The organism is Bacillus cereus group sp. Bce019, from assembly GCF_051781745.1.
In the GTDB taxonomy this organism is placed as follows: Bacteria; Bacillota; Bacilli; order Bacillales; family Bacillaceae_G; genus Bacillus_A; species Bacillus_A cereus.
Window position 1 is genome coordinate 89,098 of the sequence record NZ_JBPWJX010000011.1, and the last position, 19,680, is coordinate 108,777.

Consider the following 19,680-nt stretch of genomic DNA (forward strand, 5'->3'; position numbering starts at 1 on the left):
ATAACTTTTAATTTATTTAGATGGAGCAGAATACAAGCTATTTTGGACAACATGAAGCTGCACATTCTAATCATGCAAATAAGGGTGTATTAGAATTAAGTGTAAAAGTTATAAAAATAAAAGACTATGGTTTAATCGTATGAATGAATATTAAAGACTATTATATGAAACATATGTATTAAATAGTGAAGAGAATTTGAATGATTTTAGTGAAAATTTATCTTGAACAGAAGAAACTGTGTAGTAATGCTTATAAAAAAAACAGTTACTGTAACTAAAAAGGATAGTTGAATGAAATAAGACCGTTCCTAATTATAGGAACGGTTATAAACTTATCATGTGCTGGAGGGCAATCCGAATGGCATGGAATACCTTCTCTAAACAGTATAGACATGAAAATTAACGAGTATACGTAATGATGGCAAACAATAATAGTGGAAGCCGTAACGAATTATTAGTTGGTGGTGAAATCACAAAACGTCTAGTGGCAATGGCTGAACAACAATTTGGTGGAGGATTCACTCGCTAATTGTATAGTTTATGGATTAGAAGGGGAGATTATATATCTCTCTTTTTTTATTGGAAAATATATGAGTAGAGTAACTTTGTAGTATTTAAGTAAAACGTCAAACTCCTTTTGTAGATAGCACGAGCTAACCTAATAGTTAGGAATTCATCATTTTGGAACATACTTAATTAATAAAAAGCAGTTAGCAAAAGCTAACTACTCGGTAACCAATTTGTTCTAAAACAGGTTAGTTATATTTTAGACAAATTATTAAAAAATATATAATATAAAAGAGCAATAATCTATGTTAACCGCTATAACGAAGACCAAATCAAGGGAAGAATATTTATTTTGTAACTCTTAAATAAACTACTATTAAGTAATTACAATATTTAAAAATAAAAAATGACCTTTGTTAATTACAAAAATCATTTTTTATACCAATTTTATTTATTAATTGTTTATTACATTTAATAATATAAATAATTTTATTAAAATAAACGGGTCAAGGAAAATTAATCCAACTGTTGCACATGTTGAAGAGTAAATCAAAAGGGAGAAGTGTAGAAAAAAGAATGACAAACAAATTCTCAAAAATCATTATTACGTAGGGGGGAAATATGTAGATAAGATTATAATGTTAACTTGAAATTTTTTTCACTTTTAACGTATTATTCTCAAAATGATATAAATCCTCCAAATAAAAGGGGAAATCAAATATGAAATCATCGATAGATAGTATTCAAGAAAGTAAAAGATTAAAAAATCAACAAAAGGAAGAGAAAGCAACATGGAAATCAATGTCTATGTTTCTAGTTCCCTTGCTTTTAAGTAACATATTACAATCAGTTGGACAATTATTTGGTATGGTGGTAGTAGGGCGATGGATTGGTGTGAATGAATTAGCTGCCATTTCAGCATTTTTTCCATTATTCTTCTTACTGGTTTCGTTTGTAATTGGAATTGGGTCAGGTAGTTCGATTTTAATTGGTCAGGCATTTGGTGCCCGTAATGAAGAACGTTTAAAAGCCATTGTTGGTACGACGTTGACATTTACCTTTATAATAGGAGTTATTTTGGCAATAGTGGGAAATGTATTTGCTCTGAACATTATGCGTCTTATGGGTACGCCAGAAAATATAATTGATATGAGTGTGCATTATGCACGTATTTTATTTATTTCTATGCCAGTTTTATTTCTATATTTCTCCTATACAACGTTTATTAGGGGTACAGGAGATTCTAAGACACCGTTTTATTTCTTAATTGTTAGTACAGTCTTAAATATAATGCTATTACCTATTCTAATTTTTGGTTGGCTAGGAATACCAAAAATTGGTGTGTACGGAGCTGCTTATGCTTCTGTTATCTCAACCATTATAACATTTATTGTTATGATTATTTATTTAAAGAAGAAGAATCATCCATTGCAATTAGATGAGACAGTACGGAAATATCTTCGTATGGATTGGGGTTTGTTAAAACTATTATTACGCCTTGGAATTCCAGCCAGTATTAATATGATTCTTGTTTCATTATCTGAGATTGCGGTAATCGCATTTGTGAATCGTTTCGGTTCGGATGCGACTGCTGCATATGGGGTTGTAAACCAGGTTGCAAGTTATGTTCAGATGCCTGCAGTCAGTCTCGGAATTACAGTATCCATTTTCGCTGCGCAATCCATTGGTGCAAAGCAATTTAATCGATTACAGGAAGTTATTCGTGCTGGAATCGTTATGAACTATATAATTGGTGGTATATTAATCGCTTTTATTTACTTGTTTTCAAGAGAAATCTTATCGTTATTCTTAACGAGTCCGAATACAATCGAAATTGCACATAGTTTGGTAATGATTACGCTTTGGAGTTACTTAATTTTCGGTCATGCTCAAATTATTGGTGCGACAATGCGAGCAAGTGGAACTGTATTATGGCCCACTATAATTGGTGTCGTATCAATATGGCTTGTAGAAGTCCCAGTTGCTTATTACCTTTCTTATCATACAAATCTTGGTATAAAAGGAATATGGATTGGATATCCAGCTGCATTTATTGTAAGTTTACTTTTGCAATATGGATATTATAAACTTTCATGGAAGAAGAAACGAATTTCACGACTTGTTAGTTAGAATAGAAGATGAAAAATGACATTCACTCATAATTTTTCAGTTCAAGGGGTATAGCTACAACATTATCAAGCTAATAAAACCGAATTAGCCTCAGGAGGGAGTATATAATTCCCGATATTTGTTCTTTTCTTTTAATATGATATCTCGGAATAAAAGAGTGTGTTTTGAAAAAGGTAAATCAAAACACGCTCTTAATATTCTCAGTTGGTTTATTCTTTTATAAAAAAGTTTAATCATTTCCTATCTATATTACTATACTATCAAACTCTTTTCTTTAATTAGTCTAAAAGTGAATGTACAGAATTCAATTGCTTATAAGGAATACTTAGCTAACTGTTCACCCCAAGATGATAATTCAGTTTCAGTAAATCCTGCTTTTTTATATGCAAATTTAGCTGTAAGGTTTTCAGGGGCATATCCAATCATTATTCTAGAAATGTTTGCGTTATTATTTCTTCTTATCTCATCAATTACCAGATATATAGCTTGTTTACCTATACCTTTTCCTTGAAAATTTTCATCAATCATAAGTCTATAAATCCAATAATTATTATCCTCAGGATCTATCCCAAACATAGTAAATCCAATCATTTTTTCTTCAAGGTAAATACCTTTTGTATAGAAATTATCTAGAAATTGAACTTCTGCGATAGAATAAAGGTTGGATGCTATAAATGTTTGTTGTTCTTCTTTAACCGAAAGTTTAATTGCTTCTTCCCAATTATTTTTGTCAATAGCCTTTAAATAAATCTTATTCAATCTGATACTCTCCTTCCAATATTGAAGAGGAAGCACGTAGTTTATGTGCTAGTGATACGTTATCCTCTTGTTTTTTTGCCCAATCAAATAGAAATATTTTCTCATCGACAACGCCTCCTTAAATGTACAATTCAAAACACATTATTATAATCAATATAAATATATTCTTTCCACTATAAATTATTTTCCTGTTGAAAAGACCCTATTTTTCTATCTAATTTATCCAAGGTATATGATACCAAATATCCGGAGAATCTCTTTGCAAACAATTGTATTTCAGCTTGAAAAAAGAAGCGCGTTTTTTGAAGAAGAAAATGATTGTTAACTTGTTAGCAGTGTGGCGGTACACTATTGTCATCAACCTATTATTCTATGATTTTTGTTTCTATTTACTTATATTTTTATTGTTACTGAACTCTACTTCATTAAAAGTTTGTTTATACCCCAGATTACCTCGTGTGAAAATAAGAATAAGTAAAGCGACAAATCCCAATCCTATCACTACAAATATATCCGTATTTTTTAAAACAGGGTTGGTGGAATGAGTTTGTGCTAAACTAAACGTATTTACACTCGCATGAATTAGCATGATTATAAATAAGTTACCGTGGTTGCAGTTATAGACCCAAGTAAGAATGATTGAGATTGGCAAACATAGTAAAATAAAAATTGGCAAATGAATATATAGGAGAGAAAGGTCAGAACCCGGGCCACCCCTTTGTGCAGCTGTTAAGAAATGTGGAAGATGCCAAAAAGTCCACAAAACACTAAGTAGTAATGTAGCTTTTAACGGTCCAAATTTCAATTGTAATCGAGGCAGAGCGAAACCACGCCATCCGATTTCCTCGGGTAAAGGCCCACCGAGAAAGAAAATTGCTACAAAAGAGAAGAGATAGGTTATAAAAAATTCAAAATTAAGGTCACGGAAAGTTGGTATCTCTCCATTTACTATAACCATCCCCAGAAACATTGTAGTTGGGATAACGATGAGAGTAAACAAGTACCACTTCAAACCGATCTTAGTAGTTAGAATGCTTTTTCTAACTTTTTTCCATGACTCTTTGCCTTCAAGAGTTCGAAACATGATATATGCTGCTAACATAGGGCCTGCAAATGCATTGGCAAAAAAGAAAATATGAAATGCTTTTGTTTTAGGGAAAATACCCCATTGGGATAAGATAAATGGAATTAATACAACCCATGAGAATAAATATGCCATCACGAAAAATGAAGTTAACGGATAGGATTCAAAATACCCTCTCAGACCTGCTGATGAGTTTTTTGATTTTGTTAAATACTTCAACACAATCACCTCTTCATTTATAAAAAACTGTATATGTGCTAATTCTACATGTTTGGATAAAGAACCTTTTTGATAAAAATACACAAAAATCCCGAATCATGGGGCTTTTTTAAGTGTCCATGATTTGGGGGACAGTTCAAATTGTCAGTTCTTTTTGTATTTTAAATAAGTAATTATTGAGGATGTAATGAGAAGAAAAAGAACCCTATTGGGTTCTTTTTCAAGGCATATTAACAGTAAGGAGAATCATGAAATGCTACTTCAAATCTTTATTAGGGGAAAGATTTTGAAAAAGCTTAACATACATCTATTTTTACATAAATGTAATATATAGTAAATTGATAATATTTATACTTACTATTACTAATATTCAATTAAGATAGTTAACACTATATGTATAGTATTAACTGATGTTTAGTGTAGTATACATTTAGGAATCTAGTATTAGATTACCATTGTCAAAAAAGCTAATAGATTTATCATTTCAAATACTAACTAACATTTAAACGATTTTAATTGAAATGGGATGTGTATTAACTCTTATAAACTAATGAAAGTAAATAAAATAAACAAAGACCCTGTAAAAATACAGGGTCGGATACAGGGTTAAGGGAACATATAGTTTCTTAAAAACATAATAGCATATATGTTTTTGATAGCTATATGAGGATTTTGACAAAATTAAGAACAAGACAGAAAATCTTTAAAAAAGAAAAATGTTTTTTAAATTAAAAGAAGAAAAGACACCTTTTGAGTGTCTTTTCTTTTGGGATACAGCTCACATATTGCTGAATTAGATATGAAATCATAATTCAACTATGAAATAAACAACTTAAGAAATTTTAACATAATCTGAACTGGAAAAAATATGTGATAGTGCATTTTTATTTTTTAACTGTTTTATTGGTATAGAAAAGCAGTATAAATAAAAAGGGCATGCAGTCGTATCTGCCGCCCCTTTAGGAGGAATTCAAGACACCAATAGGACACGTATTGGTAAAAAGGCTCAAAAATAGTATATGTAAAAAGAAAAAGTCCTATTCCAAAAGTGGGCTGAGCTGTATCTTTTTTACTTATTCAAAAATCAAATACCGTTCTTTTCAAAAGCAGTACAGCAAACATATGGTTTGGAATGGAATAAGAAAAAGTATACATGAAAATGGCAGACAACAATTTTGTCGCCTGCCAGTGCCAATGGACTGAATGAGTTAGTCAATTACTATAAATTTACTACCCCATTACCAGAAGAGTGAAGCCGCTAGTTCAAACGGCTTAAAACTAGTTTGCCTAAGAAAGAAAAAATTATGAGTGGAAATTTTGTTTGCTCTATATGAAAAGATAATGAGATATTCATCAGACAAGAATAATACAGCATACCTTGAATAGGGTGTAGGAACGAATTAAGGAAAAGAATGTGATTAAGGAAGGGACTGAATCAGGAGTGGGAATTTCGGACAGGATTTGGAGAACCGTGGTTGCCTTGGGCATTGCGAGTAATATCGTTGCTTGTATAATGGCAGTATACATTCAAAAATATGAGCTAACGATAAACTACCTTACAAATATTTTATTTTTAATAATTATAGCGATAACGTATATTAAGATGAAAATTAACAAGTGGGTGGCGTTAGGATTTACGTTAGTTGTAATGGAAAAAGGTATTAAGGCAGGCTATGACTTCTACACACATGATTACTATGGTGTCAGTTGGAGTTTAGCTATCATTGTCTATTGCATATACGAGATGAAAAATTATTATGTTGAAACAAATAAATAACCGCAAAAAATAAGGGTTAGTAGGTGGAATTCTTGTTGAAGTATACAATTTTTTTAACAATGATATTACGGTCCTATTTTTTTACTTCAATAGCAAAAAAAAGACGCCATAAGGCGCCCGAAAATTGGGTAAACGAGGTTTTAGTTTTCCAATCTAAAGAAATTATGTATCAGCTCACAATGAGAGCATATCATAATATGCAATCAAAAAAATATGCATTATTACATATATGAGTTTAACAAAAGTAAGATGGGAATAAATCAAAATAATATAAAAAAGACACTACAAGAGTGTCTTTTTTGAGAAAATACTCTATAATTAACTTTGGGGAAGGTAATGTTAGAGTATATATTTAGCATTATCTTTATATTTGATAAACCATGAAATCAAAAGATTTTGTGGTTTATTTTTTGAACAATAGCTATTATAGTATTGGTAGTGAGCTATTGTTCATTATAAGCATTAGGAGAGAAGGGATTAAAAGTCTAACATCGAATAACGGTTCCGGAATATAGCGTTGCGAAATGATCTCCCATATCCCAAACGGTACTTGCTTGTATATAGCCTTTAAAGCCTTCTGAAGAATAATAAATCTCTTTTGGTATACTTTCTTTAGTTTGGAAATGTGCTTTAGAATATTTTACATAATGGTTTTTAATAACTTTTGATTCTGGAACAATATTGTTTTTTTGTTCCAATGTTTGCCTAGCACTAGAAGGTGGTATGAATTTTTGAGTGTCTTGGTAATTATGATCTAAGGTGTCAGCCTGTACACTGTGTGACGACACAAAGAAGCTTAAACTACTTCCCACAATTAATGTTGTAAATACTAACTTTGAGACTTTTGTTAATCTAATCATTTTATAATCTCCTTTTCATTATTTTGTAAGGTACCTCCTTACACCTCACAGTCTATATCCACTACATAAGGGTGTACATACATATTGATAGACAAAATTCTACAAAATACCTTGTGTTTTTTGATTTGTGTATAATAATTCAATATTTGATAATTTATCAGAAGTAAAAATGCAGGCCTTATATAAAGGAAAATGAATAATTTATGCAGAGCTTGTATATAAAATTATTGTTCAAATATTCTAAAATGAGTTGATAAAGATGGTGTGGTATTATTAGACAATAATTGATTCGATAGGTTGGATTTGAAAAGTGAATTCTCTTTTTGAGCTTTTATTATTTAAAATAACTAAAGAATAAGTACAAGCACATAATTTAAATAAAAAAAGTGAGAAAAATGATAAACATTCTTCTCACTTTCATCAATTAGGGTGGCATATACATAAATATGCGTTTGAGAGGATTTTTGGATGAAAAATCCACATACATAGTATAACAAAATATTTAAGGCACTTCGCATGTAATATTGCATATAAAGAGTTGATAGATATAATAGTTAGTCTATTTCTATTATTTAACGGATTTTCCGAAAGAATGATCCTGCCTTAAGAGAGTGCAGGGTGATAGGCGAGAGAAGAATTTTGATTTGGCGTAGCCAAAAAGAACAATACATATTTTGATATGTAAAGACCCTTCAAATGAAGGGTCTTTACATACACTTATATTAAGTTTGTTGTGGTGCACTACCATGATCGCCAACACTATATGTAGGAACAGGGTAATGTCCATGAGTAGCAAACTGATCCGCTTTAGAAAGTGGAGAAATTCCCACCGTTAGAATCCCAATAAAAGCAATACCCGATAATAATAGGCTGATTTTTTTCATTATTTTAACACTCCTTTTTCAATTGATTTTCGTCTTGCTTGATAACAAATATGGAAATAATCACTTACCTTTTGGTGGTTCTCTAATTGTCTACATTTTGTGGCAAATAATTCGGCGTATTCGACAACATATTCCCATAATTCTTCTTGTTCAAAGTATAAGATTCCTTCTTGAATGATTTTTTCTAATTCTTCCAGTGGAATATTTTCATTTAATCTTTTTAAAATAGAGAAGTGGTGTGAGTATTCTTCGTTATGAATTCCTCTGCAGATCTGTAATCCCCTATCAATGAGTTTGCTAGCTGCTAATTGTTCTCCTAATTTATAATGTTCCTTAGCCTGTAGGAAGATAGCTTTGAAGTGTGTAGGGATTTTTTCTGTTACTTCTGAAAGGTGACGAATAGCTAACGTAGACATACTTTGATCAGAATACAGCCACCCCATAGTACTTTTTACGTATAACAAGGAATCTTCTTCCTTATTCTTCTGTAGTAATTCAATTGCACAATGTAGATATTCTTCTGCCTGTTCGTACTGCTTTAAATAGATACAGCAACCCCCTAACAAACTATTACAAAAGGCTGTTTTTACTTCATAACCTTCATACTTCGAAAAGATTGCTCTCGATTTATTTGCGTATTCGATAGCAGTGAGCATGTTATAGGTATGATGATAAAAAGTAGCAATTCTATAGTAGAATTCAGCATGTTCAATCTCATCTGGAATGTTTACTAGTATCTTTTCTGCCAGTTTATAATGTTCCTCTGCCTCAGTAAAACTTGATATAAAAGTGGAATGAATGGATTTGAAAAAGTGATAGTAGAAGCGTAGAAAATGGTCTGTAGGCATATCATAATCACTAATAGCATCAAAACTATTTTGTTGAATACCGAGGCTATCTGTTAAGACTGTGTAACGAAATTCAAGTAGTGAGTAATATAGTAACAAATTTTGATCCTGACGTTCTTGATTTGACTCAATGCTTAACTTAGTAATTTTTTCATCAATTTTCTTTTTTAGATTAGTAGCTTTTACAACTTGTTGAGATAGCATAGATCGATACCAGTCGTTCAATAGAGAGGTTAATTGCTCATTTCCCTTTACTGAAACACTCACTATATACTCCCCCATCCTATAGAAATATCTTAATCCTATTTAATTGTAACTATCATAGCAAAATAGAAGGGGAAATGGAGGCGTTTTACAATTTTTTCAATAAAATTCATAAAAACTAATCAATTTATGTCGAATGTACGTAGAATTTAATACCTAAAATGATAAAAAGAGGACGCATTATTATTTACGACCTCTTTTTATTAATCACATCAGTTTAAGCAAAAACTTTAATTTAATTATGTAGATTCACGAATAATTAAGTTTGTAGGGTATTCAATAATTTTACGTTTAATAGATTCATCTGTATTTATATATAGTAGTATCTCGTTAACGGTACGTTTACTCAGTTCAACAATTGGAATATCAATAGTACTAATTGTTGGGGTTGTAACTGTACAAATTAATTGATTATCATAACCACAAACAGCTAAGTCAGTTGGGATAGAATACCCCCTAATAGTAGCTCCTTTAATGACTCCAGCAGCAACTTGATCATTTCCAGTAAATAATGCAGTAGGTTTATCTTTAAATTTATCTAGCTTCTCAAAAATTTTAAATCCATCATTAATAGTAATTGCATCTCCAAATAGCCAATTTTTATTGAATGGTAATTGTTTTTCTTTTAAGGCATGCAGATAACCTTGTTGGCGTTTTAATTGTGCTTGACTATTAAGAGAGTCAAAACAAAAGCCAATTTTTTTATAACCTTTGCTTATTAAATGTTTAACAGCTTTGTATCCCGCTTCAAATTCATCGTAACAAATTATCGGAATAGGTGCATTTTCCTCATACTCATTACAAAGTATTATAGGCCCATAAGCTAAATAATGCTCTATATTTTCCCAACTATTTTCTAGAGATGCGAGAATTACACCATCTACAGCTTTATTCTTTAGTAATGAAAGTAATTCAAGCTCTATTTTTTTCTCATAAAAAGTCTGATAAATTAGCAATTTGTAATTGTGTTTTAATAATTCTTTAGAAATTTCTCTAGCTAATTTCCCGAAAAAGGGATGATCTATATTTGGAATTGATAGAGCAATGGTTTGTGTCTTATTTACCCTAAGATTCCTAGCTAAAGAACTAGGAGTATAGTTGAATTCTTTCATTACTTTTATTATTTTCTCACGTTTTTCTGAATTTACATAAGGATGATTATTTAGAACTCTTGAAACAGTAGCATTTGATACATTACATAATTTAGCTATTTCATTAATTGTTACCATAGAGAAACCCTCCGTAAAAAATATGTTGACATGTAATCGATAACATAAAGTATAGTCTACTCATGATTTTCAAAATAATTTCTTAGAGGTAATTTAACGTGAAAACTCTTACTATAATTTCTTGACATAGTAAAGCCAATTTAGCTTTATTAAAGTGCTTACAGGGGGGGGACAAAAGAAAAAGAATTTGAAATTAGTAATATATTACCGAATCACAAGATGAAAGAGAAATTATTTAGGGAAAACAAATTGAAAATGGATATTGATATAGAAAAAGATATGTTCAATTATAGCAGAAAAATATACAGAAAATATAATTTATGCCAGTTAATCGGTTGATTTCTCAAGATGAGGTTGAAAAAATTATAGCAGTTTTAAAAAATATTTTACCGACAGGTCAATTCACAAGTGGACCATTTTCAAAAAAACTAGAAGAAGTAATCGGAAGTTATTTAAATAAAAAGTCTGTAATTGCAACAAGCAGTGGTACAGATGCCCTTATGGTGTCATTGTTATCTATTGGTATTCAGCCGGGAGATGAAGTAATTATGCCAGCTAATAGTTTTGCTACTACTGAAAATGTTGTGTTAGCGGTCGGAGCAAAACCTATATTTGCAGATATAGATCAGAAGAGTTATTGTATTGATCCATCTAAAATAGAAGAAGCTATCACCAAAAAAACTAAATGCATTTTACCTGTGCATTTGTATGGTAAGCAGTGTGAAATGAAAAAAATTTGTGAAATCGCGGATATATATCAATTAAGAGTTATTGAAGAAGCATGTCAAGCTATTGGTTCTTCAAATCTTGGAGAATATGGAGATATTATTGTCCTTAGTTTTAATCCATACAAGAATTTTGGTGTATGTGGTAAAGCTGGTGCAATAGTTACTAATAATGAAAATCTTGCAATACGTTGTAATCAATATAGTTATCATGGATTTGAAATTGATAAAAAAATAAAAAGGTATTAGACTTTGGATTCAATTCTAAAATTGATAATTTGCAAGCAGCTATTGGTTTGGAAAGGATTAAGTATTTATCATGCAACAATTTAAAAAGAGCGTATTTAGCTCAACGATATATTCGTGAGTTGAAGGATTTAGAGGATAGAGAATTAATAAAGCTACCTATGATGACAGAAGATAATGTCTGGCACCTTTTTCCGATTAGAATTGAAAATGGAAGAAGAGACGAGTTGAAAAATAAATTGTACCAATTGTATAACATTGAAACAGATATTTATTATCCAGTATTATCTCATATGCAAAATACCAAGTGGGTAAAGGGAAATAATCTGTTAAATATAGAGCAAGTTCATAAAGAAATATTACATCTACCTTTACATCCAAATATGATGTTAGAAAAGCAAAATTTCGTTTTGGAGGGATTATTCAATGTCAATAAATAATGAAGTTTTAAAGTCTTTAAATTTTGAAAGACTACCACTGGTTAAAAAGCCTAAATATGTAGTGTTCTGTGATTTTGATGAAACTTATTATCCTCATAACATGGATGATTCTAAAAGAAGCAATATGAAATTGTTAGAAAAGTATTTGTATGAACAAGGAAGTAAAGGGGATTTAGTAATTGGTTGGGTAACGGGAAGTAGTTTAGAATCAATTGTTGAAAAAATGAAAAAGGGTGGTATACAGTATTTTCCTCATTTTGTGGCGAGTGGATTAGGTACAGAAATAACGTACTTTGATAGCAACGGGACTACTATAGATGATCAAATTTGGGAAGAGAGAATTATAGAGGGTGGTTTTGATTCTTCGAAGATTGAAAGAATTATTAAATTGCTAGAATCAAAATATGAAATTTTTTTAAGACCTCAGACACAATTAGGAAGTTCTAAGTACAAATTTAATTTTTATTATGAAGAGCAAAATGAATTTATTGATGCAAAGAATTTAGAAAAGATAGGAGAAATCGGAGAGATATTCCAAGTTGGAGTTAATATTAACAAATGTAATCCATTAGCTGGTGATCCAGAAAATTGCTATGATGTAGATTTTATTCCACTTGGAACAGGTAAAGATGAGATAGTGAAATTTATTTTAGACAAGTACGAACTAGATAAAACAAAAGCAATTGCTTTTGGAGATAGTGGGAATGATTTAAGGATGCTACAAGCTGTAAGGCATGGCTATTTAGTAGAAAATGCAACAGAAGAGGCCAAAAAAACACACTCAATGCTAGCTCAAGGTGAATACTCGATTGGAATTTTAAATACTTTAAAGCACATTATTAATTAAAAGGGGATGTTCATATAATGAATATTTGGATTATAGGTGCAGGAAGTATTGCAAGAGCTCATTCTAGAGCATTATCAACTATTGATAATTGTAAATTAGTTGGAGTGTATGATGTTAATTCTGAGAATGCCGATAAATTGGTAGGGGATTTTGGTGGGAAGGTTTTTAATAGCTATGAAGAGTTACTAGAAGTAGTTGATGAGGTAATAATATCTTCTCCGAATTTTTGTCATAAATCTCAAGCTGTTCAAGCATTATTAAAAAACAAACATGTTTTATGTGAAAAGCCTATGGTGATTTCTTGTGAGGAAGCAAAGTACATGATGACAATAGCAAAAAATACTAATCTAGTCGCTTCAATGGGGGTTAACTATCGCTACTTATCCTATGTTAAGGCTTTAAAGCAATTAATTCAAAATGAAGAATTAGGGGAAATGGTAGTAATAAGATTGCATTTTGAAAAAAATAGCGCTTTTAGGAGAACTTCGTTTACTTGGCGAGATGATTTTCAAAGTAATAGAACTAGTGGAGCCTTGGGAGATTTGGGAATTCATCTAATAGATTTACTATGGTTTTTATTTGAGAGTGATTTTAGAGAGGATACCGTTCGAACTAAAATCAAAACAAATGTTAAGGAAAAAGAAAGCAAACCAGTTTTTGTTGATGACTATGCTGAGGTTTATGGCCAAAAATGTTTTTTTACCCTTTAGAAATGCATAATAGCAGTTTTGTTATGATTAATTTTATTAAAGAAAAACTTGCAACAGGATATGATGCTAAAGGTAATGCCATTCCATTTTATCAAACTAGACCAACCGATATGCCACAAGGGAGTATGTTTTCTACAGGGATTGATGTAGCCAATTTCATGATTGCTCAATTGAATGATGGTAAATTTAAAAATAACCAAATACTACAAAAAGAAACTGTAGAAGATATGCAAAAAACAAAATTTGTTTTACATCCTTGAATACCTATGAAAAGAATAAATTTTCGTTCTGGGAGAACTTCAAAATGTTAGCTTGATAGCAATGTGAATGGAACACTCACTGATTAAAGTTTCACTTTATTCCACACCACTCTCCAAAATAGAGAAAGATCCATTCTCACAATCAATTTCTGCCATTGCACCGTAAGGTAAAATAAACTTCGGTTCAGTATGGCCAAAATTTAAATTATAAAGAATCGGCAAAGCTTCTAAATTATGTTCCTTCATAGCTTTCAGTATTTCGTGTTTATATTCTTCATAATACTTTTCGTCTTTCGGTTTACCAAAAATGATTCCTTTTGCTTTTTGTAGAATGCCTTGTGCTGCATAATTTCGTAACCAATATTTTATATAACTTGGTTCTGGATGATCTTCAGAAGTTTCAAAGAAGAGAATACTATTCTCCCAATGTTTTTTCTCAGGCCAAAGTTCCGTTCCTTTTGCAAATTCCAATACTTCAATACATCCACCAATTAAGCGCCCCTGTACAGTGGTAGAGCCTTGAAGTAGCTCATATCCATTGTTTTGCTGCATCGTACGTCTTGTATCTTTATTTATTGTAATCCATTCTAAATGCTCACTTGTCCATTCATGAGCTGGTTGAATCTCGCCAATCGTTTCATTTGAAAAGAGAGTACGATTTACCATTTCAATTGTGTATGGATCCATCTCTACATTTTCGGCAAAATCGGTCAAAATTGCTGGACCATATAAAGAGGAAAGGCCTGCTTTATGACAAAATAAATGTGAAATAGTAACGTCAGAGTAACCCATAAAAATTTTCGGATTTTCGCGTATCACATTAAAATCTATATAGGGAAGTAACCGGATGCTATCTTCACCGCCAACATTCGCGATAATTGCTTTCACGCGTGTATCTTGAAATGCTGTCATTAAGTCTTCTGCACGAGCCTGTGGGTTGTTATAAATGAATTCGCTACCTTTTAAACTATTTGGCATTGGAATAACAGTAAGACCGAAAACTTCTTCTAATCTTTTAACTCCTTGCTCATATCGCCATCTTATTTCAGAATCACCTGCGCCTCCCCATGAAGGACTTACTGTCGCCGCGATATCTCCTGCTTGTAACCTCTTTGGTTTTATTAACATATGAATCCCGCTCCTACATAATGTAATGAACTACGGCTATACAAACCGTAGAGTTGAAGAACATTGTACATGACATTAGTTTCTCCGCCTCCAATAAGTTCACCTGCTGTAATTTGAGAATTTAGTATTAGTGCTGAATATAGGAATAATCTACAAACATTTTTTGTTAAAATTTATATTTGAAAATCACAGTATGCATCATTGCATGAGGAAAACGGTTGTTATTTTCACAACCTGTAACTATAATGATTACAGGTTGGTCGATACCAATCAAAAAAATAAAATCATCATGAATGGAGATGTTACATATGGGTATGAAAAAAATAATTTTAGCAGGTGCTTTAGGGATCGCAGCATTATCAGGAACAAATGTACCAGGATTAGAACTAACAAAAGCAAGTGCAGCTTCTATTGAATCGAACTTCTCGACGTTAGAAGGACGAGTAGTAGAAGTAGATAACGGTGTAATTGTTGTAAAATCTAAGCAATATGAGGAACCTGTTAGTGTGTATATTGATTCACTTTCAAACGTGAAAGTAGGAGATGAAGTAAAAGCTACTGGATCTATGATGCGTAATTTTACAGAATATATGGTTGCAACTGCAGTTGAAAATACAACAAACAAGTTAGGTATGCACATGAAAGAAGATGGCTCACCTAATTATGTAATTGGAGAAGTATCAAAAGTAGGAACGATGGAAGATGAGGGAGACGGTGCTACTAAATATGTTGTAGTTGAGTATCCATCGCTAAATGGGAAGAAAGATATTATTGATGTTTTCTTAACAAAGGGACAAGTATTTAATGTGGGTGAGAAAGTGAAAATTGATATGGAGTATGTGGGCTGGGGTGGTATTTCTATTAACTGGAACACAGTTGATCATATTGAAAAAGTTCATGAAGCAAAGACGAACGCTGAAAATAATGATGATGTATGGATTTGGTCTTAATAAGGCGAGTATAGGTCGTTATTTGCAATTTTCTCCAAACAATACATGTGAAAACTAAATGTATCATGCAGTACCCATCTCATTGCGTATGACAATGAGATGGGTACTTTTTTATTTGAAATTTGTGCAAGTCAATGTTTAGCATTTCTTTTTAAGAGTAAATTACGGGTGAAATCAAAACTTTATTTGCAGTACATAATAAATAATGTTGATTTTTTATCTTATATTAAAATAAAAACAAACCACTGTTCGATTTGAATATTCCACGATATAATAGTGAGAGTTTATGGCAGAATAAATATTTACATAAGAAGTGAGGTACTGTATGAAAAAAAGAACGACAGACATTATTTTTATTATTATCGGTGCATTTCTTTTTGCGTTAGGTGTCAATTTATTTGTTATTCCGAATGAGTTTGGTGAGGGCGGGGTAACAGGTATCACGATTATTACGTACTATTTATTTGAGTGGTCACCAGGTTTAGTGAACTTAATTTTAAATGCGATTTTGTTAATAGTCGGTTATAAATTTTTAAATAAGATTACAACAATTTATACGATTATCGCTGTAGTTACGAACTCACTATTTCTTCATTTAACAGAAGGATGGACAATTGCTTCTGATGAAATGCTCGTAAATGCCATTTTCGGTGGAATATTTATCGGGTGTGGTATTGGTCTCATCATTCGCGTTGGTGGAACAACTGCAGGTACTACGATTTTAGCGAGGATGACACATAAATACTTAGGCTGGAGTATTAGCTATGGTCTACTGTTCTTCGATTTAATCGTTGCGTTTTCATCTTATTTCATCATTGGTGCAGAAAAACTGATGCTGACAATTATTATGTTATATGTAGGAACGAAAGTAATGGAATTTGTAATTGAAGGTTTAAATCCGAAAAAGGCCATTACGATTATTTCTGATAAACCAGATGAAATTGCCGGGAAGGTGACTACTTTAATGGGCAGAGGGGTTACTGTATATTCAGGGCATGGCTATTACACGAAAACGCCGAAGGAAATTCTTTATGTTGTTATTAATAAGCAAGAAGTAGTGAAGCTAAAGCGGATTGTTCAAACTACAGATCCGGCTGCCTTCATCGCTATACACGATGTTCGTGACGTATTCGGAGAAGGATTTGTTGATATTTCGAAGGCTTAAAAATTGTTTTTGATTAAAATAATCTTAATACTAAAACGTGAGAATCTATTTTGAATAGTCTTTTTTCAAAATAGATTCTTTTTTAATTAAACGCCAGTCACTTTCAGTTCAATCTTTTACGTTCTAAAGAAAACCGCCGATAAAGCGCTCCAGTCTGTTCTTTAATTTTAAAATGTGAGAGTTGAATAACAATGGGTTATATGCGATTTTTTAATCTACTCCCCATGAGTTCCGCCATTTGTTTTGCATCTGGATTTTCTTCATCGTACAATTTCTCAATAATGTTAATATAATCCGTCTCATTTCGATTTTGACTTAATTTATATGCAGCCTGGATGTCTCCCACCTTAACCTTAAATCCAACTATACCTTTCAGTTCATTTTCTAAGAGAGTAGGGGAAAGTTTATCCCATAATACTGGATTTTCACGATGCTCTTCATATTTTTTCAGCATTGTTGTTAATTCATCTATTAATTCCTCTTTATCTAAAATACTTGCTTTACCATATATATGGACAGCTTGATAATTCCATGTTGGAACTTCTTCATGTTCATACCAAGAAGAAGAGATGTAAGAGTGTGGTCCTTGAAATATTACAAGAACGTCTTCACAAGTTTCAAATGTTCTCCACTGAGGATTCCCATAAGCCATATGTCCAGTAATAAAATAGTCATCACCTTGTTTAGTTAATTCAAAGGGCAAATGAGTTGCGATTAGTTTTTCTTTTTTTGTTGTGACGATTGTTCCAAAAGAGTTTTTTTGAACAAAATCCCAAATTTCATCAAGATTTGTGACTTTAAAATACTTTGGAATATACATAATAGCCCACCTTTCAAAAAAAGTTATATGAGTGTTTTGATCATTATAAGGTCAACTTGTTCGTCATCGCCCATGTAAAAGGAATGAGAGCCAGCTTGTACAAAACCTAAGTTCTTATAAAAAGCAATAGCATTTTCATTTTTCTCCCATACGCCTAGCCAAATATTCTTTTTATTATGTTCTATTGCAATTTCAATAGCATTATTTAGTAGATATTTACCAAGACCATGTTTTTGAAAGGAGCTCTTTATATAAATTCTCTCTACTTCAAGTGATTCATTGCCCATTTCTTCAGACTGAGCATCATCAATATTGACCTTTAAATATCCAGCAATTTCATCGTTAAAGTAGACAAAAAAGAATTGAGAAGAGATATTGGATAATTCTTTTTCTAATTGCTTTAAGTTAAATGCCTTTTCCAAATAATGATGCATATTTTCGGGTGAATTCTGATGTTTAAAAGTCTCATTAAATGTTTCATAACTAATTTCTTGAAGTCTGTGTATATCTTTAAGGGTGCACTTTTCTGTATGTGTAGTCATTTGAATAGTTCGCTCCTTTATATAATCAATAATTTCTCTTATTTCCCTTTTTTACAAATTCCCAATCTTTTTCTATATTTTTTCTTACTCTTTGAAGAAGGTTAGAAATAGTTTCCGCTTCTGTTTCCGAAAATCCCTCTAATGCAACAGTATTTGAATAATCGTTTTCTCTTTTAATAAAAGGATAGACGTTTTTCCCTTTTTCTGTTGGGAAAAGTTTTTTGATTTTCTTGTTAGATTCATCTTCTTTCTTTTCGATAAATCCATTGAGTTCAAGCTTTTTGATAGCACGGGCTGCGGTTGTACGATCTACTTTTATCATCTCAGATAGCTTTTCTTGAATGATTCCTGGGTTTTCACATATTCGCACAAGGTACAAATACTGACCTTTTGTAAGCTCATATTCTTTAAATTCTATATTACTAATAGAATCTAATGCCCTTGCAATCATGCCAATTTCACGAAGAATTTCTTTCATAATGAACTCCTTATCTTTTATTTTTATTGCAAATGCAACAATTTGAAATTACATTTAATATAAAATATTTTTATTGTAAATGCAACAAAAATAACGATGAAGAGGTTGATTAAAATGAAGTATGTTTTTTATGTATTAGGAATTTTAATATTAACCCTTGGTATTTCTTTCACAATACAATCAGATTTTGGCACTTCACCTTTTGATGCACTTTTAGTAGGACTTTCTTTAAATGTGGGGCTTACTGTGGGAAGCTGGGAAATAATAATAGCTTTATTATTAATATATTGTAATTCGATATTAAAAAGAAAAAAACCAGAGGTACTAGGGTTGTTAACAGCATTCATAACGGGTATTGGTATTGATGTGTGGCTATTTTTATTACGCAATTTAATTACACGTGAAATATGGTACAGTAAAATGATTTATTTTGGAATCGGATTAGTTATTACAGGATTAGGAACTGCAATATATTTACAAACAAATTTTGCTCCCATTCCAATTGACCGATTAACTTTAATCATACAAGAATTAACTAGAACGAATATCTTTATAGCACGAACATGTATTTACCTTATATTCTTAATAATGGCAACGATTTTACATGGACCAATTGGTGTTGGGACTATATTAACTGTTTGTTTAGGTGGGCTATTACTGAATTTCTTTATGCCACTTACTAAAAAAGTAATAGATCACTTATTCGTACACCAGAGTACAACATCACCAAGTTATAAGAGTAATAAAGCAGCTGACCACAATGATAACAAGAGTATCTTCTAAGGAATCCTTTTCTTTTTCTTGCAAA

General features: G+C 31.4%; 18 protein-coding genes and 3 pseudogenes. 11 read left to right on the forward strand and 10 right to left on the reverse strand.

Annotated features, from left to right (window positions below):
- The first annotated feature begins 20 nt into the window (after positions 1 to 20).
- The 3 genes from ACS2QP_RS16410 (at position 21) to ACS2QP_RS16420 (ending at position 2,637) form a co-directional block, all read left to right on the forward strand.
- On the forward strand, positions 21 to 143 hold the full coding sequence (locus tag ACS2QP_RS16410) for a hypothetical protein (protein ID WP_078421534.1): 123 nt from the start codon (positions 21 to 23) through the stop codon (positions 141 to 143).
- A 272-nt stretch (positions 144 to 415) separates the two neighbouring features.
- A complete protein-coding gene (locus tag ACS2QP_RS16415; RefSeq protein WP_098584290.1) occupies positions 416 to 529 on the forward strand; it encodes a small, acid-soluble spore protein, alpha/beta type in 114 nt (37 codons plus the stop codon).
- Positions 530 to 1,308: 779 nt separating this feature from the next.
- A complete protein-coding gene (locus ACS2QP_RS16420) occupies positions 1,309 to 2,637 on the forward strand; it encodes an MATE family efflux transporter (RefSeq protein ID WP_400154827.1) in 1,329 nt (442 codons plus the stop codon).
- Between the two features lie 312 nt (positions 2,638 to 2,949).
- On the opposite strand, the gene ACS2QP_RS16425 is transcribed toward ACS2QP_RS16420, so the two are convergent.
- Both ACS2QP_RS16425 and ACS2QP_RS16430 read right to left on the reverse strand, forming a co-directional pair.
- Complete coding sequence (locus tag ACS2QP_RS16425) at positions 2,950 to 3,396, reverse strand: GNAT family N-acetyltransferase (protein WP_001034039.1); 447 nt, start codon at positions 3,394 to 3,396, stop codon at positions 2,950 to 2,952.
- A 385-nt stretch (positions 3,397 to 3,781) separates the two neighbouring features.
- Positions 3,782 to 4,699, reverse strand: a complete 918-nt coding sequence (locus tag ACS2QP_RS16430) for a CPBP family intramembrane glutamic endopeptidase (RefSeq protein ID WP_061457460.1) — start codon at positions 4,697 to 4,699, stop codon at positions 3,782 to 3,784.
- Between the two features lie 1,441 nt (positions 4,700 to 6,140).
- Between ACS2QP_RS16430 and ACS2QP_RS16435 the strand changes: the two genes are divergently transcribed.
- Entirely contained in the window at positions 6,141 to 6,476 is a 336-nt protein-coding gene (locus tag ACS2QP_RS16435; RefSeq protein WP_438882617.1) for a hypothetical protein, read from the forward strand.
- A 485-nt stretch (positions 6,477 to 6,961) separates the two neighbouring features.
- Here the strand turns inward: ACS2QP_RS16435 and ACS2QP_RS16440 are convergent, their stop codons facing one another.
- The 4 genes from ACS2QP_RS16440 to ACS2QP_RS16455 all read right to left on the reverse strand — a co-directional run bounded on the left by ACS2QP_RS16440 (position 6,962) and on the right by ACS2QP_RS16455 (position 10,561).
- The gene (locus ACS2QP_RS16440) at positions 6,962 to 7,336 is read right to left on the reverse strand and encodes a hypothetical protein (RefSeq protein WP_000620456.1); all 375 of its coding nucleotides are present in this window, start codon (positions 7,334 to 7,336) and stop codon (positions 6,962 to 6,964) included.
- A 722-nt stretch (positions 7,337 to 8,058) separates the two neighbouring features.
- Entirely contained in the window at positions 8,059 to 8,220 is a 162-nt protein-coding gene (locus tag ACS2QP_RS16445) for a hypothetical protein (RefSeq protein ID WP_438882618.1), read from the reverse strand.
- Complete coding sequence (locus ACS2QP_RS16450; RefSeq protein ID WP_061457457.1) at positions 8,220 to 9,335, reverse strand: tetratricopeptide repeat protein; 1,116 nt, start codon at positions 9,333 to 9,335, stop codon at positions 8,220 to 8,222. The genes ACS2QP_RS16445 and ACS2QP_RS16450 overlap by 1 nt, the downstream gene beginning before the upstream one ends.
- 236 nt (positions 9,336 to 9,571) lie before the next feature.
- A complete protein-coding gene (locus ACS2QP_RS16455; RefSeq protein ID WP_000256370.1) occupies positions 9,572 to 10,561 on the reverse strand; it encodes a LacI family DNA-binding transcriptional regulator in 990 nt (329 codons plus the stop codon).
- Positions 10,562 to 10,659: 98 nt separating this feature from the next.
- On the opposite strand from ACS2QP_RS16455, the pseudogene ACS2QP_RS16460 reads away from it, so the two are divergent.
- The 4 genes and pseudogenes from ACS2QP_RS16460 to ACS2QP_RS16475 form a co-directional block, all read left to right on the forward strand.
- A pseudogene (locus ACS2QP_RS16460) lies at positions 10,660 to 11,972 on the forward strand (DegT/DnrJ/EryC1/StrS aminotransferase family protein).
- Positions 11,959 to 12,819: an HAD-IIB family hydrolase gene (locus tag ACS2QP_RS16465; RefSeq protein WP_061457455.1), complete on the forward strand. Its 861-nt coding sequence runs from the start codon at positions 11,959 to 11,961 to the stop codon at positions 12,817 to 12,819. The pseudogene ACS2QP_RS16460 and the gene ACS2QP_RS16465 overlap by 14 nt, the downstream one beginning before the upstream one ends.
- A 17-nt stretch (positions 12,820 to 12,836) precedes the next feature.
- A pseudogene (locus ACS2QP_RS16470) lies at positions 12,837 to 13,508 on the forward strand (Gfo/Idh/MocA family protein); the annotation flags it as partial.
- A pseudogene (locus ACS2QP_RS16475) lies at positions 13,495 to 13,786 on the forward strand (serine hydrolase); the annotation flags it as partial. The pseudogenes ACS2QP_RS16470 and ACS2QP_RS16475, both read left to right, overlap by 14 nt.
- 99 nt (positions 13,787 to 13,885) lie before the next feature.
- Here the strand turns inward: ACS2QP_RS16475 and ACS2QP_RS16480 are convergent.
- Positions 13,886 to 14,917, reverse strand: coding sequence for a S66 family peptidase (locus ACS2QP_RS16480; RefSeq protein WP_061457453.1), 1,032 nt, complete (start codon positions 14,915 to 14,917; stop codon positions 13,886 to 13,888).
- Positions 14,918 to 15,225: 308 nt separating this feature from the next.
- On the opposite strand from ACS2QP_RS16480, the gene ACS2QP_RS16485 reads away from it, so the two are divergent.
- On the forward strand, positions 15,226 to 15,867 hold the full coding sequence (locus tag ACS2QP_RS16485; protein ID WP_061457452.1) for an ATP F0F1 synthase subunit alpha: 642 nt from the start codon (positions 15,226 to 15,228) through the stop codon (positions 15,865 to 15,867).
- 325 nt (positions 15,868 to 16,192) lie between these two features.
- Positions 16,193 to 17,032 (forward strand): YitT family protein, encoded by an 840-nt coding sequence (locus ACS2QP_RS16490; RefSeq protein WP_000747497.1) that lies wholly within the window; start codon positions 16,193 to 16,195, stop codon positions 17,030 to 17,032.
- Positions 17,033 to 17,228: 196 nt separating this feature from the next.
- On the opposite strand, the gene paiB is transcribed toward ACS2QP_RS16490, so the two are convergent.
- From paiB to ACS2QP_RS16505, 3 genes are read right to left on the reverse strand one after another with little or no spacing between them, the layout of a single operon-like run.
- Entirely contained in the window at positions 17,229 to 17,852 is a 624-nt protein-coding gene (gene paiB, locus ACS2QP_RS16495) for a protease synthase/sporulation negative transcriptional regulator PaiB (protein WP_438882619.1), read from the reverse strand.
- A 23-nt stretch (positions 17,853 to 17,875) separates the two neighbouring features.
- The gene (locus ACS2QP_RS16500; RefSeq protein ID WP_153581400.1) at positions 17,876 to 18,394 is read right to left on the reverse strand and encodes a GNAT family N-acetyltransferase; all 519 of its coding nucleotides are present in this window, start codon (positions 18,392 to 18,394) and stop codon (positions 17,876 to 17,878) included.
- Between the two features lie 25 nt (positions 18,395 to 18,419).
- Positions 18,420 to 18,872 carry a MarR family winged helix-turn-helix transcriptional regulator gene (locus ACS2QP_RS16505; RefSeq protein ID WP_326263613.1) on the reverse strand — a complete coding sequence of 151 codons (453 nt, stop codon included), beginning with the start codon at positions 18,870 to 18,872 and terminating at the stop codon, positions 18,420 to 18,422.
- A gap of 114 nt (positions 18,873 to 18,986) precedes the next feature.
- On the opposite strand from ACS2QP_RS16505, the gene ACS2QP_RS16510 reads away from it, so the two are divergent.
- Positions 18,987 to 19,655: a YczE/YyaS/YitT family protein gene (locus ACS2QP_RS16510; protein WP_438882620.1), complete on the forward strand. Its 669-nt coding sequence runs from the start codon at positions 18,987 to 18,989 to the stop codon at positions 19,653 to 19,655.
- Positions 19,656 to 19,680: the final 25 nt, after the last annotated feature.

Excerpts from the sequence above, each read along its gene's own strand:
- ACS2QP_RS16410 (WP_078421534.1), top strand. The coding sequence starts at position 21 with ATGGAGCAGAATACAAGCTATTTTGGACAACATGAAGCTGCACATTCT.
- ACS2QP_RS16415 (WP_098584290.1), top strand. The coding sequence starts at position 416 with ATGATGGCAAACAATAATAGTGGAAGCCGTAACGAATTATTAGTTGGT.
- ACS2QP_RS16420 (WP_400154827.1), top strand. The coding sequence starts at position 1,309 with ATGTCTATGTTTCTAGTTCCCTTGCTTTTAAGTAACATATTACAATCA.
- ACS2QP_RS16440 (WP_000620456.1), bottom strand. The coding sequence starts at position 7,336 with ATGATTAGATTAACAAAAGTCTCAAAGTTAGTATTTACAACATTAATT.
- ACS2QP_RS16445 (WP_438882618.1), bottom strand. The coding sequence starts at position 8,220 with ATGAAAAAAATCAGCCTATTATTATCGGGTATTGCTTTTATTGGGATT.
- ACS2QP_RS16455 (WP_000256370.1), bottom strand. The coding sequence starts at position 10,561 with ATGGTAACAATTAATGAAATAGCTAAATTATGTAATGTATCAAATGCT.
- ACS2QP_RS16465 (WP_061457455.1), top strand. The coding sequence starts at position 11,959 with ATGTCAATAAATAATGAAGTTTTAAAGTCTTTAAATTTTGAAAGACTA.
- ACS2QP_RS16480 (WP_061457453.1), bottom strand. The coding sequence starts at position 14,917 with ATGTTAATAAAACCAAAGAGGTTACAAGCAGGAGATATCGCGGCGACA.
- ACS2QP_RS16485 (WP_061457452.1), top strand. The coding sequence starts at position 15,226 with ATGGGTATGAAAAAAATAATTTTAGCAGGTGCTTTAGGGATCGCAGCA.
- ACS2QP_RS16490 (WP_000747497.1), top strand. The coding sequence starts at position 16,193 with ATGAAAAAAAGAACGACAGACATTATTTTTATTATTATCGGTGCATTT.
- paiB (WP_438882619.1), bottom strand. The coding sequence starts at position 17,852 with ATGTATATTCCAAAGTATTTTAAAGTCACAAATCTTGATGAAATTTGG.
- ACS2QP_RS16500 (WP_153581400.1), bottom strand. The coding sequence starts at position 18,394 with ATGACTACACATACAGAAAAGTGCACCCTTAAAGATATACACAGACTT.
- ACS2QP_RS16505 (WP_326263613.1), bottom strand. The coding sequence starts at position 18,872 with ATGAAAGAAATTCTTCGTGAAATTGGCATGATTGCAAGGGCATTAGAT.
- ACS2QP_RS16510 (WP_438882620.1), top strand. The coding sequence starts at position 18,987 with ATGAAGTATGTTTTTTATGTATTAGGAATTTTAATATTAACCCTTGGT.